The sequence below is a fragment of the Xanthomonas sp. WHRI 8932A genome (assembly GCF_035012785.1).
GTDB lineage: Bacteria > Pseudomonadota > Gammaproteobacteria > Xanthomonadales > Xanthomonadaceae > Xanthomonas.
This window is the reverse complement of the sequence record NZ_JAYGQQ010000011.1, coordinates 34,190-54,635: the sequence shown is the minus strand read 5'-3', so window position 1 is coordinate 54,635 and position 20,446 is coordinate 34,190. Positions and strand designations below refer to the sequence as shown.

Annotated in this window: 17 protein-coding genes; 3 read left to right on the top strand and 14 right to left on the bottom strand. The window is 65.0% G+C overall.

Going from position 1 to position 20,446, the window contains the following annotated elements:
* Window positions 1–251: 251 nt before the first annotated feature.
* The 4 genes from VC212_RS17895 to VC212_RS17880 all read right to left on the bottom strand — a co-directional run bounded on the left by VC212_RS17895 (window position 252) and on the right by VC212_RS17880 (window position 3,612).
* Window positions 252–806, bottom strand: a complete 555-nt coding sequence (locus VC212_RS17895) for a hypothetical protein (protein WP_055847548.1) — start codon at window positions 804–806, stop codon at window positions 252–254.
* A gap of 107 nt (window positions 807–913) precedes the next feature.
* Entirely contained in the window at window positions 914–1,207 is a 294-nt protein-coding gene (locus tag VC212_RS17890) for a LysM peptidoglycan-binding domain-containing protein (RefSeq protein WP_055847545.1), read from the bottom strand.
* A gap of 103 nt (window positions 1,208–1,310) precedes the next feature.
* On the bottom strand, window positions 1,311–2,126 hold the full coding sequence (gene queF, locus VC212_RS17885) for an NADPH-dependent 7-cyano-7-deazaguanine reductase QueF (protein WP_055847543.1): 816 nt from the start codon (window positions 2,124–2,126) through the stop codon (window positions 1,311–1,313).
* 169 nt (window positions 2,127–2,295) lie between these two features.
* The gene (locus VC212_RS17880) at window positions 2,296–3,612 is read right to left on the bottom strand and encodes a M20 family metallopeptidase (protein ID WP_115529067.1); all 1,317 of its coding nucleotides are present in this window, start codon (window positions 3,610–3,612) and stop codon (window positions 2,296–2,298) included.
* Window positions 3,613–3,918: 306 nt separating this feature from the next.
* Between VC212_RS17880 and VC212_RS17875 the strand changes: the two genes are divergently transcribed.
* The 3 genes from VC212_RS17875 to VC212_RS17865 all read left to right on the top strand — a co-directional run bounded on the left by VC212_RS17875 (window position 3,919) and on the right by VC212_RS17865 (window position 11,773).
* Entirely contained in the window at window positions 3,919–5,160 is a 1,242-nt protein-coding gene (locus VC212_RS17875; RefSeq protein ID WP_323515084.1) for an efflux RND transporter periplasmic adaptor subunit, read from the top strand.
* Window positions 5,161–5,253: 93 nt separating this feature from the next.
* Window positions 5,254–8,502 carry an efflux RND transporter permease subunit gene (locus VC212_RS17870; protein WP_311240237.1) on the top strand — a complete coding sequence of 1,083 codons (3,249 nt, stop codon included), beginning with the start codon at window positions 5,254–5,256 and terminating at the stop codon, window positions 8,500–8,502.
* Window positions 8,503–8,632: 130 nt separating this feature from the next.
* The gene (locus tag VC212_RS17865; RefSeq protein WP_323515085.1) at window positions 8,633–11,773 is read left to right on the top strand and encodes an efflux RND transporter permease subunit; all 3,141 of its coding nucleotides are present in this window, start codon (window positions 8,633–8,635) and stop codon (window positions 11,771–11,773) included.
* Between the two features lie 875 nt (window positions 11,774–12,648).
* Here VC212_RS17865 and VC212_RS17860 read toward each other — a convergent pair.
* From VC212_RS17860 to VC212_RS17815, 10 genes are all read right to left on the bottom strand, one after another.
* Window positions 12,649–14,016: a VOC family protein gene (locus tag VC212_RS17860; RefSeq protein WP_055850211.1), complete on the bottom strand. Its 1,368-nt coding sequence runs from the start codon at window positions 14,014–14,016 to the stop codon at window positions 12,649–12,651.
* 151 nt (window positions 14,017–14,167) lie between these two features.
* Complete coding sequence (locus VC212_RS17855; protein ID WP_055847526.1) at window positions 14,168–14,785, bottom strand: hypothetical protein; 618 nt, start codon at window positions 14,783–14,785, stop codon at window positions 14,168–14,170.
* A 29-nt stretch (window positions 14,786–14,814) separates the two neighbouring features.
* Window positions 14,815–15,396, bottom strand: coding sequence for a hypothetical protein (locus VC212_RS17850; protein ID WP_055847523.1), 582 nt, complete (start codon window positions 15,394–15,396; stop codon window positions 14,815–14,817).
* A gap of 256 nt (window positions 15,397–15,652) precedes the next feature.
* On the bottom strand, window positions 15,653–16,411 hold the full coding sequence (locus tag VC212_RS17845; RefSeq protein WP_055847521.1) for an HAD family hydrolase: 759 nt from the start codon (window positions 16,409–16,411) through the stop codon (window positions 15,653–15,655).
* 37 nt (window positions 16,412–16,448) lie between these two features.
* A complete protein-coding gene (locus tag VC212_RS17840; protein ID WP_193552637.1) occupies window positions 16,449–16,853 on the bottom strand; it encodes an EF-hand domain-containing protein in 405 nt (134 codons plus the stop codon).
* A 238-nt stretch (window positions 16,854–17,091) separates the two neighbouring features.
* On the bottom strand, window positions 17,092–17,448 hold the full coding sequence (locus VC212_RS17835) for a hypothetical protein (RefSeq protein ID WP_055850209.1): 357 nt from the start codon (window positions 17,446–17,448) through the stop codon (window positions 17,092–17,094).
* 225 nt (window positions 17,449–17,673) lie between these two features.
* Complete coding sequence (locus tag VC212_RS17830; RefSeq protein ID WP_055847514.1) at window positions 17,674–18,051, bottom strand: hypothetical protein; 378 nt, start codon at window positions 18,049–18,051, stop codon at window positions 17,674–17,676.
* Between the two features lie 191 nt (window positions 18,052–18,242).
* Window positions 18,243–18,437, bottom strand: a complete 195-nt coding sequence (locus VC212_RS17825; protein ID WP_055847510.1) for a CPXCG motif-containing cysteine-rich protein — start codon at window positions 18,435–18,437, stop codon at window positions 18,243–18,245.
* A gap of 144 nt (window positions 18,438–18,581) precedes the next feature.
* A complete protein-coding gene (locus VC212_RS17820) occupies window positions 18,582–19,253 on the bottom strand; it encodes a M15 family metallopeptidase (RefSeq protein WP_193552613.1) in 672 nt (223 codons plus the stop codon).
* Between the two features lie 231 nt (window positions 19,254–19,484).
* Complete coding sequence (locus VC212_RS17815; protein WP_055847507.1) at window positions 19,485–20,402, bottom strand: hypothetical protein; 918 nt, start codon at window positions 20,400–20,402, stop codon at window positions 19,485–19,487.
* Window positions 20,403–20,446: the final 44 nt, after the last annotated feature.

Genomic DNA, 20,446 nt, shown 5'->3' with positions numbered 1-20,446 from the left:
CAGCACGGCATTGTCGCGTCTGAGCCGCGCCCGGGTAAAGCGACCACAGGCGGACGCTTCATCCCGCCACACGGCCAATCGACATGGATGCAGCTGTAACGAATCCATTGCCGAATGAATGCATAGCAAAAAGGCGCAATCTTGCGATCGCGCCTTGTGCTGCGGTTTGATGCAGGCGGACGTTGCCGGCTGCGGACATGACGGCGCTCACGTAGAGAGCCGTCGCCACAGGTGGCTGCCAATTACGACACTTATTTGACCGTAATGGTCTGCGCGCTACCTGCCGGTTTACTGTCGACCATGACCTGCGCGGTGTACGTGCCGGCGGGCCAGCCATCGGGCTTGCTGAAGCTGAGATTGGTGGTTTCTGCACCCGTGGTGGTCAGCGTGGCGTTCTGCTCGCCGGCCACCTGGCCGTCCTGATAGGTGAGCTTGGCCGAGACCGCTACGTTGTTCGCGCTGCCATCGGTCTTGACCGACACGATGATGGTGTCCTTGGCGCCGACGGTGGCAGACGGTGTCACTGTTTTGTCAGCGGCGGCCTTGGTCCCGACTACGACGCTGGAGACGCTCACCGCAGAACCCATCGCGGCTGCGGTGTCGGTGCTGGCGGCGCCGGTCGCGGTGCTCTGCCCGGCTTGGTCGCTGGCCGGCGGCGTGGCAGCCGGACCTGGCATCGCCTCAGTGGCAGCGCCGGAGGTGGGATCCTTCGAAACGCTGGCGTCTTCGTCCTTCTTGCAACCGGATAATGCGAGCACGCCGGCAAGCGCAATCACGAGCGTGCTTGAAACAGATTTGGTACGCATGGATCAATCTCCGATGATCGAAAAGATCGTTGTTTCTGGAATGTTTTTGCAAGACGCACACGCGTCGTGCGACGCGCCTTGCAATGCAGTGGCGATCGCGCGGGCAGCTACGCTTTGTGCGGCAAACGCAGGACCTGACCCGGGAAAATCTTGTCCGGATCCTTAAGCGTTTCGCGGTTGGCTTCGAAAATGCGCGGCCACAATGCGCCATCACCCAAGTGACGTTTGGCGATGCTGGACAGACTGTCGCCTGCCTGCACAGTGACCGATTCCTCGACCAGCTCTGCGGTGCTTTGCACGCTGGTGCGCACGTTGGAAAAATCCGGCGCAGGCGTCACGTCGGCGGTGCTATCGACCGACGACGTCACATTGGAGAAATCTGCTTTTTTATCGGCACTCATTGCTGCGTTCCTTCGTGCATCACGAGGATTGCAGGGTGCGCGGAGCGCTGTTAAGCGTGGATCGCGCCGCCGTGAAGCTGGCGCGATCCTCGAACGCGAACGATTACTGGCGCAAATCGCGAAAGATCGACAGCGGCGTGGGCACGCTGGGCGAGCTACGCAGCGGGTTGATATCCAGCCCGCCACGCCGGGTGTAACGCGCCTCGACCACCAGCCACTCAGGGGCGCAACGGGTCAGCACGTCATTGAAAATGCGCTCCACGCATTGCTCATGAAACTCGGCGTGGTCGCGGAAACTCACCAGATAGCGCAGCAGGCCTTCGCGGTCGATCGGCGCGCCCCGATAGCGCAGCGTGACGCTGGCCCAATCCGGTTGGCCGGTCACCGGGCAATTGGATTTGAGCAATGCCGAGGTCAGCATTTCTTCCACGGCCGCCGCTGTCTGCGCACGCAGATACGCCGCATTGGGCGGGCCGTAATCGTCGATGCTGACATCTAGGGTATCGATCGACTCGCCTTCGCCCACCGCATCGATCGGCGGCAAACCGAATTCCACCGATACATCGGCGCCGGCGCGCGTGGACAGGTCGGTGACGATGCGCGTGCGCACCGCTTCGGCACTGTTGAAGCGCGTGGCATTGAGCGAGTTGAGATACAGCTTGAGCGATTTGGATTCGATCAACGACGGCGAATCGAAGGGCACATGCAAGGTGGCCGTGGCCACGCACGGCTTGCCCTGTGCATCCAGCCAGCTCAGCTCGTAGGCGTGCCAGCGATCGCGGCCGATGAACGGCAACGCGCCGGTCAGGCCGATCGCCTCGCGACCGGCCGCGCGCGGAATGGGAAACAGCAGCGACGGATCGTAGCCGCTGGGGTAAGCGACCTCACGACCGAGGGTGGAATCTTCTGGGGTATTCATCGCGCCATTTTAGGCCGAGCCGACTGGCCGTGAGCTATATGGCGGACACTGGAGCACCGAGCTGGCGACAGCAGCAGCGGATCTTCAAGCAGCCAGCCGACCCACTTGATTGGCAACGGTCAGCGGGAATCGTGCAACTGCACACGATTCCCGATTCCCGATTCCCGATTCAGCCTGTCTCACCTTGATGCAGATAATCCAGCGACACCTGCAACAGCGCGCGCAGGCCCACGTCCAGCGAGGATTCGTCCAGCAGGAACTGCGGCGAATGGTTGCTGGGCGCGGTGGCCGGGTCGATGCCCTTGGCGGTGGAGCCGACGAAGAAGAACATCGACGGCACCTGCTGGGCGTAGAACGAGAAGTCTTCGGCGCCCATCTGCAGCGGCGGCTCGTACACGTTGTCGGCGCCCACCACGGCCTGCAGGCTGGGCAGCATCTTGGCGGTCAGGGCCGGGTCGTTGACCGTCGCCGGGTTGCCGTCCTGGTCGGGCACCTTGGCATCCACCTTGGCGCCGTGTGCGGCGGCGGTGTGCTCGGCCACATTTTTGAGGTCGGCAAAGATCTGCTGGCGCATGCCTTCGTCGAAGGTGCGGATGGTGCCGACCATTTCCACATCGTCGGGGATGATGTTGTAGCGGATGCCGCCCTTGATCGCGCCAAAGCTCAACACCGCCGGCTGCTTGGACAGGTTGGCGCGGCGGCTGATCACCGTTTGCGCGGTGGAAATCATGTCGGCGCTGGCCACGATCGGGTCGATGCCGTTCCACGGCGCCGACCCGTGGGTCTGGCGGCCGATCATCTTGATCGCAAAGCGGTCAGAGGCCGCCATCAGCGGACCGCTGCGCACGGCGATCTTGCCGGCCTGCACGCTGGAGAACACATGCAGGCCGAACACCGCCTGCGGCTTGAAGTCGGCAAACAGGCCCTCCTTGAGCATCAGCGAGGCGCCGCCTTCTTCGTTGCCGGGCGCGCCTTCTTCGGAGGGCTGAAAGATCAGCATCACTTCGCCGGGCAGCTGGTCGCGCATGCCCACCAGCGCTTCGGCCACGCCGAGCAGGATGGCGGTGTGGGCGTCGTGGCCGCAGGCATGCATCACCCCGACCTGCTCGCCGCGGTACTCGGCGGTGGCCTTGGAGGCGAAGGCCAGCCCGGTCTGCTCTTTGACCGGCAGCGCGTCCATGTCCGCGCGCAGCGCGATCCTGGGGCCGGGCTTGCCGCCCTTGATGATCGCCACCACGCCGTGATGGGCAATGCCGGTGCGCGGCTTGAGGCCGAGCTTGCGCAGCTGCGCGGCCACGGTGGCGGCGGTGCGCTCTTCGCGGTTGGACAGCTCCGGGTGCTGGTGGAAGTCGCGGCGCCACTGCACCACCTTGGGCTGCAACGTGCTGGCGACGGTCTGGACCTCGGGCCGTGGCGCGGCCTGTGCGGCGGCAAGCGTAGGCAGGGCCAGCAGCAGCGCGCTGGTCAGCAGGCGGGAATGGCGCATCGAGAATCCTCCAATGAGTGGCCTTCACTGTAGTGCACCGCACCGCCAGAGCGCAGCGTGGCCGGTGGCGAAGGCCTGGTTGGCTGGTGGCACCGGCTCCCGGGCCATGGTGGGGACCGATTCAGCCCGGCGGTCAACCGCAGCGCCTCTGACGCGTTGCCGCTGCACGCATCCGTGAACCAAGCGGGCGTTTCGTTCGATGAGCCGTTACTTCAGTAACGCTCAATTGCCCGGACGCAACGATATGCTTCGCAATGCCGCCCCACGGTCGCCCCAAGCGCCCGGCCCGCCCTCAGGAGTTGTCGCATGTCGCGTTTTTGGAAGATCACACTGCTGGTCGTAGCGGTGCTCGTCGTGGTGTTTGTCGCAATGCGGATGATGGGCGGGGGCAATCGCGGCAAGCAGGCGGACGCGCCGGATGGCAATGGCACTGAAAACAGCGGCCCGGTGCCGGTGACGGTGGTGCCCGCCACGACCCAGGACGTGCCGGTCTATGCCAGCGCGCTGGGCACGGTGACTGCGCTCAACACGGTCACGGTCAGCCCGCAGGTCGGCGGCCAGCTGATGAGCCTGAATTTCAAGGAAGGCCAGGAAGTGAAGAAGGGCGAGCTGCTGGCCCAGATCGATCCGCGTACCTTGCAGGCCAGCTACGACCAGTCGCTGGCGGCCAAGCGACAGAATCAGTCGCTGCTGGCGACGGCGCGGGTGAACTACCAGCGCTCCAACGACCCGGCCTACAAGCAGTACGTCTCGCGCACCGACCTGGACACCCAACGCAACCAGGTGGCGCAGTACGAGGCGGCGGTGTCGGCCAATGATGCGCAGATGCGCTCGGCGCAGGTGCAATTGCAGTTCACCCGCGTCACCGCGCCGATCGACGGCATTGCCGGCATCCGTGGCGTGGACGTGGGCAATATCGTCAGCGCCAGCTCCACCATCGTCACGCTGACCCAGATCCGCCCGATCTACGTGTCCTTCAACCTGCCCGAGCGCGAGCTGCAGGCGGTGCGCAGCGGCCAGGCGGCCACCCCGCTGGATGTGGCGGCGCTGGACCGCGGCGATGCCCATGTCATCAGCGGCGACGGCAAGCTGGATGTCATCGATAACCGCATCGCTGCCGACAGCGGCACCTTCGGCGCGCGCGCGATCTTCGACAACACCGACAACGCGTTGTGGCCGGGGCAGTTCGTCAACGTGCGGCTGCAGCTGCGCACCATCTCCGGCGGCACCGTGGTGCCGACCCAGGCCGTGCAGCGTGGCCCTGAAGGCGATTACGTCTACGTGGTGGGCAACGACAACACCGCGCAGATGCGTACCGTGGTGCAGGGCGTGGAAGTGGACGACAGCCATGTGCAGGTCACCAAGGGCCTCAAGCCCGGCGAGCGCGTGGTCACCGAAGGCCAGTTCCGGCTCAAGCCGGGCAGCAAGGTCAGCGCGCTCAAGCCGGGCGAAACCCCGCCCGAGCCCACCGAAGCCGAACTCAAGGCGGCGCAGGACAAGCAGAAGGGCGGCGGCAGCGGCGGCCGACGTGGCGGCGGCCCGCGCTAATGCCTGACCACTGGCGACGGGACACCCCGTCGCCAGTGCGCGTCGGCGCCCTGCGCGCCGGCACCGATTGACGTCTTCAGCAAGGACTCCCCCGTGGGCTTTTCGACCATCTTCATCCGCCGCCCCATCGCCACCTCGTTGTTGATGGCGGGCGTCCTGCTGCTGGGCATCCTGGGCTACCGGCAATTGCCGGTGTCGGCATTGCCGGAAATCGACGCGCCCAGCCTGGTCGTGACCACCCAGTACCCCGGCGCCAACGCGACCACCATGGCCTCGCTGGTGACCACGCCGCTGGAACGCCAGTTCGGGCAGATCTCCGGCTTGCAGATGATGACCTCCGACTCCTCGGCGGGCCTGTCCACGATCATTCTGCAGTTCTCGATGGACCGCGACATCGACATCGCCTCGCAGGACGTGCAGGCGGCGATCCGCCAGGCCACCCTGCCCTCGTCGTTGCCGTATCAACCGGTCTACAACCGGGTCAATCCGGCCGATGCGGCCATCCTCACTCTCAAGCTCACCTCCGATTCGCTGCCGCTGCGCGAGGTCAACCGCTACGCCGATGCGATCCTGGCCCAGCGCCTGTCGCAGGTGCCGGGCGTGGGCCTGGTGTCGATCGCCGGCAACGTGCGCCCGGCCGTGCGCATCCAGGTCAACCCGGCGCAGCTATCGAACATGGGCCTGACCATGGAGTCGCTGCGCAGCGCGCTGACCCAGACCAATGTCAGTGCGCCCAAGGGTTCGCTCAACGGCAAGACCCAGTCCTACAGCATCGGCACCAACGACCAGCTCACCGATGCGGCGCAGTACCGCGAGACCATCATCAGCTTCGCCAACGGCCGCCCGGTGCGGCTGGCCGATGTGGCCAACGTGGTGGACGGGGTGGAAAACGACCAGCTCGCCGCGTGGGCCGATGGCAAGCCGGCGGTGCTGCTGGAAATCCGCCGCCAGCCGGGCGCAAACATCGTGCAGACGGTGGAGCAGATCCGCAGCATCCTGCCGCAGCTGCAATCGGTGTTGCCGGCCGACGTGCATCTGGAGGTGTTCTCCGACCGTACCGAAACCATCCGCGCCTCGGTGCACGAGGTGAAGTTCACCCTGGTGCTGACCATCGCGCTGGTGGTGGCGGTGATCTTCGTGTTCCTGCGCCGGCTGTGGGCCACCATCATTCCCTCGGTGGCGGTGCCGCTGTCGCTGGCCGGCACTTTTGGGGTGATGGCGTTCGCCGGCATGTCGCTGGACAACCTGTCGCTGATGGCGCTGGTGGTGGCGACCGGGTTCGTGGTCGACGATGCGATCGTGATGATCGAAAACATCGTGCGCTACATCGAACAGGGCAAGACGGGCCCGGAAGCGGCCGAGATCGGCGCCAAGCAGATCGGCTTCACCGTGTTGTCGCTGACCGTGTCGCTGGTGGCGGTGTTCCTGCCGCTGCTGCTGATGCCGGGCGTCACCGGGCGCCTATTCCATGAATTTGCGTGGGTGCTGTCGATTGCGGTGGTGATCTCGATGCTGGTGTCGCTGACGCTGACGCCGATGATGTGCGCCTACCTGCTCAAGCCCGACGCCCTGCCCGAAGGCGAGGACGCGCACGAACGCGCAGCAGCGGCGGGCAAGACCAATCTGTGGACACGCACGGTGGGCGCGTACGAGCGCAGCCTGGATTGGGTGCTTGCGCATCAGCCGCTGACCCTGGCGGTGGCGATCGGCGCGGTGGCATTGACGGTGGTGCTGTATGTGGCGATCCCCAAGGGCCTGCTGCCCGAGCAGGACACCGGGCTGATCACCGGCGTGGTGCAGGCCGATCAGAACGTGGCCTTCCCGCAGATGGAGCAGCGCACCCAGGCGGTGGCCGCCGCGCTGCAGAAAGACCCGGCGGTGACCGGCGTGGCCGCCTTCATCGGCGCCGGCACCATGAACCCGACCCTCAACCAGGGCCAGTTGTCGATCGTGCTGAAGACGCGCGGCGACCGCGACGGCCTGGATGAGGTGCTGCCGCGCCTGCAAAAGGCCGTGTCCGGCATTCCGGGCGTAGCGCTGTTCCTCAAGCCGGTGCAGGACGTCACTCTGGACACCCGCGTGGCCGCCACCGAATACCAGTATTCGATCTCGGACGTGGACAGCACCGAGCTGGCCACCTGGGCCGGGCGCATGACCGAGGCGATGCGCAAGCTGCCCGAGCTGGCCGATGTGGACAACAACCTGGCCAACCAGGGCCGTGCGCTGGAGCTGACCATCGACCGCGACAAGGCCAGCATGCTCGGCGTGCCGATGCAGACCATCGACGACACGCTGTACGACGCCTTCGGCCAGCGCCAGATCTCCACCATCTTCACCGAGCTCAATCAGTACCGCGTGGTGCTGGAAGTGGCGCCGGAATTCCGCAGCAGCACCGCATTGATGAATCAGCTGGCGGTGGCCAGCAACGGCAGCGGCGCACTGACCGGCACCAATGCCACCAGCTTCGGCCAGGTGACCTCGTCCAACTCGTCCACCGCCACCGGCGTGGGCAACCAGAACACCGGCATCGTGGTCGGCGCCGGCAGCATCATTCCGCTGGCCTCGCTGGCGCAAGCCAAGGTCACCAACACGCCGTTGGTGGTGAGCCACCAGCAACAGCTGCCGGCGGTGACCATCTCGTTCAATCTGGCGCCGGGGCACTCGTTGTCGCAGGCGGTGGCAGCGATCGAAAAGGCACGCGAAGACCTCAAGATCCCGACCCAGGTGCATGCGCAGTTCGTCGGCAAGGCGGCCGAATTCACCGGCAGTCAGACCGATATCGTGTGGTTGCTGCTGGCCTCGATCGTGGTGATCTACATCGTGCTGGGCGTGCTGTACGAAAGTTACATCCACCCGCTGACGATCATCTCCACGCTGCCGCCGGCCGGTGTCGGCGCGTTGCTGGCGTTGATGATGTGCGGGCTGAGCCTGTCGGTGGACGGCATCGTCGGCATCGTGCTGCTGATCGGCATCGTCAAGAAGAACGCGATCATGATGATCGACTTCGCCATCGACGCCCGCCGCGAAGGCGCTAACGCGCACGAGGCGATCCGCCGCGCCTGCCTGCTGCGTTTCCGCCCGATCATGATGACCACCGCCGCCGCCATGCTGGGCGCGTTGCCGCTGGCATTGGGCACCGGCATCGGCTCGGAACTGCGTCGCCCGCTCGGCATCGCGATTGTAGGTGGCCTGTTGCTGTCGCAGCTGGTGACGCTGTACACCACCCCGGTGATCTATCTGTACATGGAACGCGCCGGTGAGCGCTTGCGGGCATGGCGTGCGCAGCGTGCCGCACGCCGCGATGGCGCAAACCCCGCACCCACCTCGGAGCGCCCTGCATGAGGACTGGTGCAGCGATTGCTGATCGGATTGCCGGCCTGCGGCCTCGCCTGCCCACACGCGCACCCGGGCGTTGCGTTGGCCTTGCTTGCCGATTCCCGACTCCCGATTCCCGATTCCCGGCGCCACAGGCATGAACATCTCCGCGCCCTTCATCAAGCGCCCGATCGGCACCTCGTTGCTGGCGATCGGTTTGTTCGTGATCGGATTGATGTGCTATCTACGGCTGGGCGTGGCGGCGTTGCCGAACATCCAGATCCCGGTGATCTTCGTGCACGCCACGCAGTCCGGCGCCGATGCCAGCACCATGGCCTCCACCGTCACCGCGCCGCTGGAACGCCACCTGGGCCAGCTGCCGGGCATCGACCGCATGCGCTCGTCCAGTTCGGAGAGCAGCAGCCTGGTGGTGCTGGTATTCCAGAGCAATCGCAACATCGATTCGGCCGCACAGGACATCCAGACCGCGATCAATGCATCGCAATCGGACCTGCCTTCCGGGCTCGGCACGCCGATTTACTCCAAGGCCAATCCGAACGACGACCCGGTCATCGCCATCGCCTTGACCTCGGACACCCAGTCGGCCGATGAGCTCTACAACGTGGCCGATTCGCTGCTGGCGCAGCGCTTGCGCCAGATCACCGGTATCAGCTCGGTGGATATCGCCGGTGCGTCCACGCCGGCAGTGCGCGTGGACGTGGACCTGCGTGCGCTCAACGCACTCGGGCTGACCCCGGACGACCTACGCAACGCAGTGCGCGCCGCCAACGTCACCTCGCCGACCGGATTCCTGTCCGACGGCAACACCACCATGGCCATCATCGCCAACGATTCGGTGGCCAAGGCCGCCGATTTCGCGCAGTTGGCGATCTCCACCCAATCCAACGGGCGCATCGTGCGGCTGGGCGATGTGGCCACCGTCTACGACGGCCAGCAGGATGCGTATCAAGCCGCCTGGTTCAACGGCAAACCGGCGGTGGTGATGTATGCCTTCACCCGCGCCGGCGCCAACATCGTCGAGACCGTGGACCAGGTCAAAACCCAGATTCCCGAGTTGCGCGCCTACCTGCAGCCCGGCACCACGCTCACGCCCTACTTCGACCGCACGCCCACCATCCGCGCCTCGCTGCACGAGGTGCAGGCCACGCTGATGATCAGCCTGGCGATGGTGGTGCTGACCATGGCGCTGTTCCTGCGCCGGCTCGCGCCCACGCTCATTGCCGCGGTCACCGTGCCGTTGTCGCTGGCCGGCTCGGCGCTGGTGATGTACGTGCTGGGCTTCACCTTGAACAACTTGAGCCTGCTGGCGCTGGTGATCGCCATTGGCTTTGTGGTCGACGACGCGATCGTGGTGATCGAAAACGTCATGCGGCATCTGGACGAAGGCATGCCACGTCTGGAGGCCGCCCTGACCGGTGCGCGCGAGATCGGCTTCACCATCGTCTCGATCACTGCCTCGCTGGTGGCAGTGTTCATTCCGATGCTGTTTGCCAGCGGCATGGTCGGCGCGTTTTTCCGCGAATTCACCGTGACCCTGGTGGCGGCGATCGTAGTGTCGATGCTGGTATCGCTGACCTTGACCCCGGCGCTGTGCAGCCGCTTCTTGTCGGCGCATACCGAGCCCGAAAAACCCGGCCGTTTCGGCGCCTGGCTGGACCGCATGCACGAGCGCATGCTCGCCATTTACACCGTGGCGCTGGACTTTTCGTTGCGCCACGCACTGCTGCTGTCGCTGACGCCGTTGCTGTTGATCGCCGCCACCATTTTTCTGGGTAGTGCGGTCAAGAAAGGCTCGTTTCCCGCGCAGGACACCGGCCTGATCTGGGGCCGCGCCAATTCCAGCGCCACGGTGTCGTTCGCCGACATGGTCAGCCGCCAGCGCCGCATCACCGACATGCTGATGGCCGACCCGGCGGTGAAAACCGTGGGCGCGCGGCTGGGTTCCGGCCGCCAGGGGTCGAGCGCGTCGTTCAATATCGAGCTGAAAAAACGCAATGAGGGCCGCCGCGACACCACCGCACAAGTGGTCGCACGCCTGAGCGCCAAAGCCGACCGCTACCCCGATCTGGACCTGCGCCTGCGCGCCATCCAGGACCTGCCCAGCGATGGCGGCGGCGGTACCAGCCAGGGCGCGCAATACCGCGTGTCGCTACAGGGCAACGATCTTGCACAGCTGCAGCAATGGCTGCCCAAGCTGCAGGCGGCGTTGAAGAAAAACACACGCCTGCGCGATGTCGGCACCGACGTGGATACCGCCGGGCTGCGCCAGAACATCGTGATCGACCGTGCCAAGGCCGCGCGCCTGGGGATCACGGTCGGCGCGATCGACGGCGCGTTGTATGGCGCCTTCGGCCAGCGCTCGATTTCCACCATCTACTCCGATCTCAACCAGTACAGCGTGGTAGTCAACGCACTGCCCTCACAGACCGCCACGCCCAAGGCGCTGGATCAGATCTTCGTGCCAAACCGTGCCGGGCAGATGGTGCCGATCACCGCGGTGGCCACCCAGACCCCCGGCCTGGCGCCGCCGCAGATCATCCACGAAAACCAGTACACCACGATGGATCTGAGCTACAACCTCGCCCCGGGCGTGAGCACCGGTGAGGCGGATCTGATCATCAAGTCCACGGTGGACGGATTGCGCATGCCCGACGGCATCCGCCTCAGCGGCGACAACAGCTTCAATGTGCAGCTCAGCCCCAATTCGATGGGGGTGTTGCTGCTGGCTGCCGTGCTCACCGTCTACATCGTGCTGGGCATGCTCTACGAGAGCCTGATCCACCCGGTGACCATCCTGTCCACGCTGCCGGCCGCCGGTGTCGGCGCCCTGCTGGCGTTGTTTCTCTCCAACACCGAGCTGTCGGTGATCTCGATGATTGCGTTGGTGCTGCTGATCGGCATCGTCAAGAAGAACGCGATCATGATGATCGACTTCGCCTTGGTGGCGCAGCGCGTGCATGGCATGGATGCGCGCGCAGCCGCACGCGAAGCGTCGATCGTGCGCTTCCGCCCGATCATGATGACCACGATGGTGGCGATTCTGGCGGCGGTGCCGCTGGCGGTAGGACTGGGCGAAGGCTCGGAACTGCGCCGCCCGCTCGGCATCGCGATGATCGGCGGGCTGGTGTTTTCGCAGAGCCTGACCTTGCTCAGCACCCCAGCGCTGTATGTGATCTTCTCGTGCCTGAGCGAACGTTGGAAAGCGCGCCGCGCGCGTGCGCGCGCACGCCGTGCCGAACGCGCGGCGGCACGGCGCCCCGCAGCCTCGGCGCACTGAGGCCGCGCTGACAAATACCGAAGAGTAGTGATTGAACGGTGTGGATGCGTTGCGGTTGTGGAGCGGCTGATCTGCGGCTTGGCTGCAAGGCCCTTGCCCGCCCACCATCGCAGGACACGCTGCAAGTACGTCCTTGTAAGCTCTTACGCGGCATCCATGCCGCGTAAGGTCCCGCGACGGTGAGCGGGCAAGGACCAGTCGAGAGTGTCGGTGTGCACGGTTTTAAACAAAGCTACCGATCAACTCTCTGGTGCGGTGTCCTCGCCGCTCGCGGGACCGTGTGGCGGCATCGATGCCGCCACCGAGCCTCCACTGACGGATGCACGGCGTGTCCCACGAGCGGTGAGGGCATCGCGCCCTCGACACACTCCGCTTTGGAACATCCAAGCGACGCTGAAGCTCAAGATCCCGGTCGCCTTGAGAGGTCATCGAACGGTGTTGAGATGCCGTCGGGTGCAGAGCAGATGGTCTTCGGCTGCGTTGCAGCGCCCTTGCCCGCCCACCATCGCGGGACACGCTGCGAGTATGTCCTTGTCAGCTCTTACGCGGTGCAAGGTCCCGCGACGGTGGGCGGGCAAGGACCAGTGGAGATGGTCGGTGTGCGTGGTTACAAGCAGGGGATGGAGCGAGGTAGTTCGATTAGGTGCGGTCTGATCAGCTTAGTTCTATCCGATCGATGTCACTTCCCTCCAACACCAACCCATTCGTCAAAGCAGGGGCGTGTGGCCAACACGCCGCCGCTATCGAGACAGCGCTGAGAGCTTTATCAGTCGCCCTTCGTCGTGCGTGCAGTTGGGCGATATCGCATGCAGCAACTGAAACTGCGGGATACCGCTACCTCACACACCCACCTGATACCGTCGATTGGTGCTGCCTTACACCACCAACGCCAGCAACGATGCGCGTTCCAGCTGCGCATACAGCGCGAACTCGTCATGCACCTGCGCGCCCAATGCCTGCTCGAAACTGCGCTTGCTCGAATGCGCGGCGTACGCGCGCTGCTCGGCGCCGCCCAGATTGGACTGGAAGATGCCGGCTGCGCTGACCGGCAAAAAATCTTCGTAGATGATCGGATCGGCACTGACCAGGCCGAGCGCGATGGCAGTTTCCGCCGGCATTGCAGCTACCTGGGCCGGATCGGCGCGGCCGGCATCGGTCAGCGCGTAGCGGAAATAGCCCAGCCCTTCCTGACGCAGCAGCGCTTCGTCGTCGGGAAAGGCCACGAACGCGGTTTGCAGGCGTGTGGCGTAATCGACGCCGGTGCTGCCGGCACCCTCGGCATCGCGTGCCTGCGCCAATAGCGCGTCGTACAGCGCGCGACCCTTGGGCGTCAGCGCAAGCCCGCGCTGTTCGATCTCGCCAAAGCGCGCGGTGTGCGTGCCGTGCTCGGGCTGCCCGCCGTCGCCGACAAAGCCCACCGGCTCTTCCAGCGCCTTGAAACTGGTCTGGCGCAGCAGGATCGGCACGCGCCGACGCGGCGGCCCTTCGATCACCGCCTTCGCATCGATACCGGCGCGCTGCATCTGCGCCTGCGCCGCATCGATATCCAACGTCCGCGGCGTCAGATGATTGATATGTGGGCCGTGGAAACTCACCACATCGGCAATCAACTTGTGCGCATCGCTCAACGCGCGGTAGGTGGGCAACGACACTGTGGCATCGCCATGCCAGCGGAAGGTTTCCAGCGCTTCGGCCACGAAGCGCCGCGCCTGCTCGGCATCCAGCCCGCCGACACGCTCGCGCTGTTCGATCAACTCCACGACACCGCTGGTGAAGATCTGCCGCTGCTCCAGGATCTGCGCGGCCTGCGCGCGCAACGCGGCGTCCTCGATCAGTTCCAGCCGCAGCAGCGAGGTGAACACGCGGAACGGATTGGCCGACAGCGCGGCCTCGTCGATCGGGCGGAACGCGGTGGAATGCACCGGCACGCCTGCCACGGAGAGGTCGTAATAGCCCACCGGGTGCATGCCCATCACCGCGAACAGGCGACCCAAGGTGGCCAGTTCGGCCGCCGTGCCGACCCGGATGGCGCCGTGCCGCTCCAGATCCAACCGTGTGCGCTCATCGTTGCGCTGCAGCCGCGCCGCCAATGCCGGATCGGCATCCAGTACCTGCGCGTTGACCTGCGCCACCAGCGTCATCAGGTCGCCGTACAACGGCACCTCGGTGCGATACATGTCCGACATCGCCTGCGCGAACAGGCTGCGAATGTGATCGGGAGAGACAAACACGGTATCGCGCATGGCGTGGTCTTGGCAGAGGCCGGCCGATGCCAGCGTTAGCGCATTCTCGCCGACCACGCCCTGCGGCGACCAGCTGCACGGCAGCATCGCATCCGCGCGTTGGCGCGTAGACAGCCCGGGGTGCGCCTGGGCCGGCGACACGTCTTGCGCGTTACAACCCCGCCTGCGCTGCGGCGTCGGCCGCTTCGCTGGACTCGCGCGCAGCCTCCAGCCGCTGCGCATGATCGCCGAGCTGGCGACGCAACAGCGCGTCCAGGGTGATCGGCCGTTCCCAGCGGTCGTAACTGGCGACAATGGCATGCCGCAGCGCGCGGACATGCGCGCTATCCGGCTCCACCGACAGCCGTGTGATCACGCCTGCCCACCCGTCATGATGATCGCGCGTGTAGGCGCGCACGCTGTCGCGGCACGACAGCTGCACCGTGTGCGCCCACGCACAGGCGAAATAGATGTCGCCGGCATGCCAGCCGTGCACCTGCAGCAGTGCCTGCACGTAGCCGCGCGGGGTCTGGGTGTAGCGCGCCACCTCATCGATAAAACTGTCGGGGTAGCGCTGCGCGTAGCTCCCCATGTCGGCCAGATGCTGGTCCACCCAGGCATCGCCGGTACCGGGCATCACCGCCGGCGCGGCCTCCTGCGCCTGGCTACCGGCAGTAGGCGCAGGCACGCCCTGCGCGAGCGCCAGCACCGGAACCAGCAGGGCCGCCAGCAATGGCAGCGATCGCAACCGAGGTGAACGTAAGACAGGCATGCCCCGATGATGCCGCATGCTCGCGCCGGTGTCAGGCCATACGCGTGTCAGCGCAGATCGTAGAAGCCGATGGTGCGCACTTCGCGGCAGCCGCTCAGATCGCAAGAACCCACGTAGCCGGGACCGATGTACCGCTGGCGCGCATCGCGATTGTGCGGGCTGCTGTAAGGGTCCGGCCCATACAGGCCGTTGCCGTAGTAGATCTGCCCATACGGACGGTTGCGCGATGCGCCAAACCGTAGTTCGCGGCCATAGCCATAGCCGTAACCGCTATAGCCACCGCCGTAGCGGACGTCGGAATATCGATCGGCCGAAAACGCAGAACTGCGGTCACTTGCAGTCGGGCGGGACTGCAATTTCGCGATGCTCTCACCGTGCGCATCCACATAGCCTTGTTCGCTGTCGAAGCGGACGGTGCGGAAATACACGATCTCCCCACCCACCTTGCGCGTGCGAAGACGCACATAGTCGCCCGCATCTTCGTAGTACGGCTGCCCGTCGCGAAAGATCACCTCGCTGGGGTTGATGATTTCTTCTTCGAGCTCGGCAGCCGCAAGCGGCGTGGTGCCGGCGAGCAGCCCCAGCGCAACGGCCAGCACTGCACGATGGGTGACGGACAACATGTTCATGGGCAATCCCTCCAAAGTCGGCCATGCACGCCTGCTGGCCGGAACGTCCTGTTGACGGGCACTGCAATGTGCCCGCATGTCGATTCATCGCATCTGCAAACCGGCGCCTGCGTAGCAACCACCCTGGCTTGTCCAGCAAACGTGGAAAATCCAGCCAGTACCACGGCAGTGCAACCACTGAAGGCACGTCGGCACGGAGCACGTATCCCAAGCGGTCGCGACCGCTCCTTCTAACCGCAGACGCGTGCCGCGGCGCTTAGCTTAGCGCGTGCCGCCCAGCCAGCGCATCCAGCGCATGCACGGCGGCCGGCCAGCCTGCGGCATCGGGCACTTCGCGCATGCGCGGCTCGTCGGCAGCGACGCTGTGCTCTTGCTCATGCGCCCAGGTCACCGCGTAGGGGGTGTAGATGCCCCAGCCGCCGATCGCCAGTACCGGCTCCACATCGGAGCGCAACGAGTTGCCGATCATCACGAAGCGCTGCGCCGGCAGGTCGAATTCGCCGAGCACGCGCGCGTAGGTCTGGGGGTCCTTTTCGGACACCACTTCGACTCGCGGGAACAGATCGGTCAGGCCGGACTGCGCGATCTTCTGCTCCTGATGGAACAGGTCGCCCTTGGTGATCAACACCACCGCATAGTCCGCGGCGATGGCGCTGACCGCCTCGCGCACCCCGGCGATCACATCTACCGGGTGCTGCAGCGTGGCGCGTCCGATCTCGACGATGCGCTGAATGTCGCGCGCGTCGATGCGGGCGTCGGTCAGTTCGATGGCGGTTTCGATCATCGACAGCGTCATGCCCTTGGCGCCGTAGCCGAACACCTTCAGGTTGCGCCGCTCCACCGCCAGCAGGTGCTGCTGCATGCCACTGTCGCCCAGGTCGAGATAGCCGGCCAGGATCGCTTCGAAATCCGCTTCGGCGCTGCGGTAATAGTCCTCGCTTTTCCAGAGGGTATCGTCGCCATCGAAGCCGACCAGTTGAATCGCCTGGCCGTCGCGCTGTGCAAAAGAAGTCATCGCGCAAGTCTAGCAGCGCACCAGCACGCTGCTGCGGTCAGTCGCCCGCGGCGTCGCCCGGTCCGGGTTGATAGCTGGCAAATTCATCGCGCGACAGGCGTCCGTCGCCGTTGCTGTCGAAATCGCCGAACTTCTCGCGCAGGATCGGGTCGGCAGCGGCCTCTGTCGGCGTCAGCGAGCCGTCGGCATCGCGATCCAGGCTGCGGAAGCTGCGCGGCGCCAGCGTCCCGGCAGGCGACGCCACCGAGGACTCGGCACCGCTCCGGGCGCGGGGCGGACCAGAGGGATCTGTGGGTAACAGCGGAGTCGTTGCAGGAGGCGGCGGCTCGATCGGCAAGGGCGACATGGCCGGAGCATTGCTGCCAGGCGGCACAAGCGGTTGCTGCGCGGTGGCCGGCGGCAACTCCGGCGGCGCGGCGAACGCGAGCAGCGGACTGCACAGGCCGGCCAGTAAGGTAACGCGCAGCTGCAGCATAGGAAGAAGGCCAGAGTTGGACCGTGTCACCGTAGCGGGGATGACGTAAAGAAAACGGGAGCGACCCTGGCAGGCCGCTCCCGTGTGTCCATCCTGTTCGATGGCGCGCCTGCTCTACGGCACGCGGCTCATTCGCTATTTCTCATTTAGACGCCACTCCTCTTCGATCGGTGCAAATCCAAGGGGTGTATCGCGGCAGTGCCGATCAGTTTCCCTGCGAGCCGGCTGCGCCACCACCCTGCTGCTTGGCGACGAATGCCTTGTACTCATCCGGGGTCAGCTTGCCGTCGGTGTTGCCATCGGCCTGGTCGAAGATCTGTGCGAGCCCTGCGTTGACCTGCGCTTCCTGCTTGCTGATCGCGCCGTCGCTGTCGGTATCCACGCTGGCCCAGGTCTGCCCACCACCGCCGGAATTCGAACTACCGGTCGGAGCCCCGGTTGCCGAACTTCCCGACTGCGCTGCGGCATCCTGAGAGGTGCTTTGCGCCATGGCCGGCAGCGCCAGAGCGGCAGCAAGAGCGGCAGTGGCGGCGAGCAGCGAGATGCGGTTGCGATTCTTCATTTGGGTGGTCTCCTTGGCTTGGGAATGCACGGTGTCGCCGCACATGGCACCACACTACCCATCGCAAATGAACGCTCAACCTGCGCTAATTTCCCGCAAAACATCCTTTTAACCACAGCGCCGAGCGTTGTGCGTAGCCGCCTGTTAGCGGCTGGTGAGTCAAACAGAAGCAGCGCATTCAACGTGGAAATTTTTGCGAACTGCGCCGCATTTTTTCGATACGCCTCAGGCGTTCGGGGTGTCGTCGTCCCAGCTTCCAGAACTGAACAGTTTCCAACCCACGACAACGCCGGCGATTGCACCGGCCACTTCGAGGACGACGCGCGAGCCCAGTTCGTTGGGGTCGTGAATCTTTGCCAGTGCAAGCCGCGCATACAACGGCGACTCCAGCCGGACGATGCTGGTGTAGACGAGATTCCAGATGTCGTAGCCGGCACCGATGGCCACGGCAAGCAGGCAGGCGATTCCCAGCGTGTGGCCGTGGGTGAATTGCAGGCGTCGGCCGATGTACTCGACCGCGGCGAACAACAGCACCCCAAGCACCAGCGCGATCAGGCCGGCCTCCAGCGAACCAAGCAGGCCGAAGTGCAGGGGCAGGTTCATCGTGACGATCCAGGCAGCAGGCGCGCCAGTCTAGCGGCTAAGGGCAAGAGATCCGGGTGCAAGCCGAATTGGTGGACGAGCGCGCGAACGAGGCAGCGGCGACTGCGTGCCAGGCGCCTGCATGAAAGAGAGTACGGCAGGTCACCCGATCTGCTGCCTCTGAGAGCAAAGGTCCGGTCGGCAAGGCCGCTTCAGTCGTCCTGACCACGCGCGGTCACCTGCGCCTCGCCATCCTCGTCCCATTGCACGTTGACCGAAATCGGCTTGCAGCACACCTGGCAATCTTCGATGTACTGCTGATCGCCACCGCTAAGATCCAGCGTCAGCGTAATCCACTCCCCGCAATACGGGCAGGCAATATCCAAAAAGCGTTCCGGGTCGGACATGACGATTCCTCAAGCAGCAGGCGCAGCGTGACGGTTGGCCGGCCAAGCGGCAAACACCGCGCCAAAGACCGCAGTGTACGAGTGATGGACCGACTGCACGCGTAGAACCAGACCGGCAGCCGTTGCGGCTGAGCGTGGGCGCGCTCAGTCCACCGGTACATCGTAAGCGGTATCAGGCGTGGGCTCGGGACGGAAAGTGAAATGCCACCATTCCATCGGATAGTTGGCAAATCCCTCGGCGGCCATCGCACGCAACAGGCGCTGGCGATGCGCACGCTGCGCGCTGCTGATCTCGGGTGCATCGGTATGCGCACGCGGATCGAAGAAATCGAAGTCGGTGCCCATCTCCACCGCATCACACGCACCGCGCCGGCAGTCGAGCAGGCCCAGGTCCAGGGTCGCGCCGCGGCTATGTCCAGAGGTCTCGGCGATGTAGTCGCCCAACAGCGCCCGCTTGTCCACACGTGGGTAGTACTGCGGCTTGGTCGATTGATCCTGCAGATCCGCCGCCCATGCCACGAATGCATGCACCGCACGCACAGGCCGATAACAGTCGAACACCTGCAAGCGATATCCCGCTGCCTTGAGCGTACGCGCCACCTTGGCCAACGCCTCGGCTGCCGGGCGTAACAGATAACACCGCGGCGCGAGATACCCAGGCACCACGCGTCCGGTGAAGTTGTCGCTTCCCGCATAGCGCATGTCGACGGCGATCTCCGGCGCAAGCGTGCGCACATCGATCAGGCCAACTTCTGCAGCAGTGGTCGCCGGCGAAATGACCGGCGCTGCGGTGGCAGCGAAGCATGTGCTTACCAACGACCCTGTAAGTAACAGCCACGGCAGTGCAGGCTTTTGGCAGCCCGAAGGCACCGTTGGAATGTGGACTGGAGGGGTGTACGCCATTTGCGAAGCATAGGCGATCGATGCATCAACAAACGCCTGAGCAATCTATTCCTTGAGAAGGACAGATACTGACAGAAGGCACTTGAGAGCCTAGCGTCGCGCAGCGGGATGGTCGTGAAAGACACGAAGGTGCTCGAGCAGTGCTCACTGATCCAGCGGCGGGGTGTACTGCTGTTTGGACGCGTCGAAGGTGTAGGTCACCGTATCGGCGGCGTCCAGGACACGGACCTTGCCTGGACCGGAGACGGCAGTGCCTGTCATGAGAACGCGCAGCGTCGGCATGGAACCAGTCTTGTTCGGCTCAAGGCTCAGCGTACCGCTGCTGGAGGCGCATTTCATCGTCCCGCCGTCGTCGCACGCTGCACTGTTGTCTTCACCGGTCGCAACGGTACCCAAGTAAACCCAGCCCTTGTAATCGCCGAGGTCGTTCTTGTTCGGGTCGAAGCTGAAAATAGCGAAGCCCGGGATGCTGACGCCGGTTGCGAACCGTGTGGTCGGCACCGCCAGAAGCAGGTGGCCGTCCTTGGTTTCGGTGCTTTGCGATTTGCGCTTCTCATCGAGCGGATCGGCCTTCTCGTTCGCGCCGAAATCGCCGGCCCACTGCTGGGCGTGGAACAGCGTCCAGGTCGGCTTGCCGTCCACTGCGTCCAGCACATACGTCGCTTGGCTAATGCTGACCCCAACGCCGGGATCTGGGCCGTCGCTTTCCTCTGCCTTGCCATACTTTCCGGGCCCGGCATTGGCGAAGCCGGTGTAGTAGTGCTTGCCGCCCAAGTCGAAGCGATAGCCATACCAGAAAGTGGCCAGAGCACCGTTGTCGACGGTGTAGGACGCTGAGCCGTCGCCCTTCATTCCATAAACGTCGTTCAGCACTTGCCCAGCGGCCGGCACCTCGGCGGTAACTTGCTGGGGCTGCGCTGCGGGAGACGTCGTCGGTGTTGCGGCTGCCGTCTCGGTAGGCGCAGGCGGCGCGCCGGCCTGAGCCGTGTCGCTGGCCTTGTCCGAACAACCGCCAAGGACCAGCATCGTTGCCGCACACAGTGCTGTCTTCCTGAGACTCATCACGCGACATCCTTTCAATCATTGGCAGGGGAAAACCCTATCAA

What these genes read in the sequence shown, in the direction of transcription:
- queF (WP_055847543.1), bottom strand. Translation starts at nt 2,126, where the DNA reads ATGAATACCCCAGAAGATTCCACCCTCGGTCGTGAGGTCGCTTACCCC.
- VC212_RS17875 (WP_323515084.1), top strand. Translation starts at nt 3,919, where the DNA reads ATGTCGCGTTTTTGGAAGATCACACTGCTGGTCGTAGCGGTGCTCGTC.
- VC212_RS17860 (WP_055850211.1), bottom strand. Translation starts at nt 14,016, where the DNA reads ATGCGCGATACCGTGTTTGTCTCTCCCGATCACATTCGCAGCCTGTTC.
- VC212_RS17845 (WP_055847521.1), bottom strand. Translation starts at nt 16,411, where the DNA reads ATGACTTCTTTTGCACAGCGCGACGGCCAGGCGATTCAACTGGTCGGC.
- VC212_RS17890 (WP_055847545.1), bottom strand. Translation starts at nt 1,207, where the DNA reads ATGAGTGCCGATAAAAAAGCAGATTTCTCCAATGTGACGTCGTCGGTC.
- VC212_RS17865 (WP_323515085.1), top strand. Translation starts at nt 8,633, where the DNA reads ATGAACATCTCCGCGCCCTTCATCAAGCGCCCGATCGGCACCTCGTTG.
- VC212_RS17815 (WP_055847507.1), bottom strand. Translation starts at nt 20,402, where the DNA reads ATGAGTCTCAGGAAGACAGCACTGTGTGCGGCAACGATGCTGGTCCTT.
- VC212_RS17830 (WP_055847514.1), bottom strand. Translation starts at nt 18,051, where the DNA reads ATGAACCTGCCCCTGCACTTCGGCCTGCTTGGTTCGCTGGAGGCCGGC.
- VC212_RS17895 (WP_055847548.1), bottom strand. Translation starts at nt 806, where the DNA reads ATGCGTACCAAATCTGTTTCAAGCACGCTCGTGATTGCGCTTGCCGGC.
- VC212_RS17850 (WP_055847523.1), bottom strand. Translation starts at nt 15,396, where the DNA reads ATGAACATGTTGTCCGTCACCCATCGTGCAGTGCTGGCCGTTGCGCTG.
- VC212_RS17825 (WP_055847510.1), bottom strand. Translation starts at nt 18,437, where the DNA reads ATGTCCGACCCGGAACGCTTTTTGGATATTGCCTGCCCGTATTGCGGG.
- VC212_RS17855 (WP_055847526.1), bottom strand. Translation starts at nt 14,785, where the DNA reads ATGCGGCATCATCGGGGCATGCCTGTCTTACGTTCACCTCGGTTGCGA.
- VC212_RS17835 (WP_055850209.1), bottom strand. Translation starts at nt 17,448, where the DNA reads ATGAAGAATCGCAACCGCATCTCGCTGCTCGCCGCCACTGCCGCTCTT.
- VC212_RS17880 (WP_115529067.1), bottom strand. Translation starts at nt 3,612, where the DNA reads ATGCGCCATTCCCGCCTGCTGACCAGCGCGCTGCTGCTGGCCCTGCCT.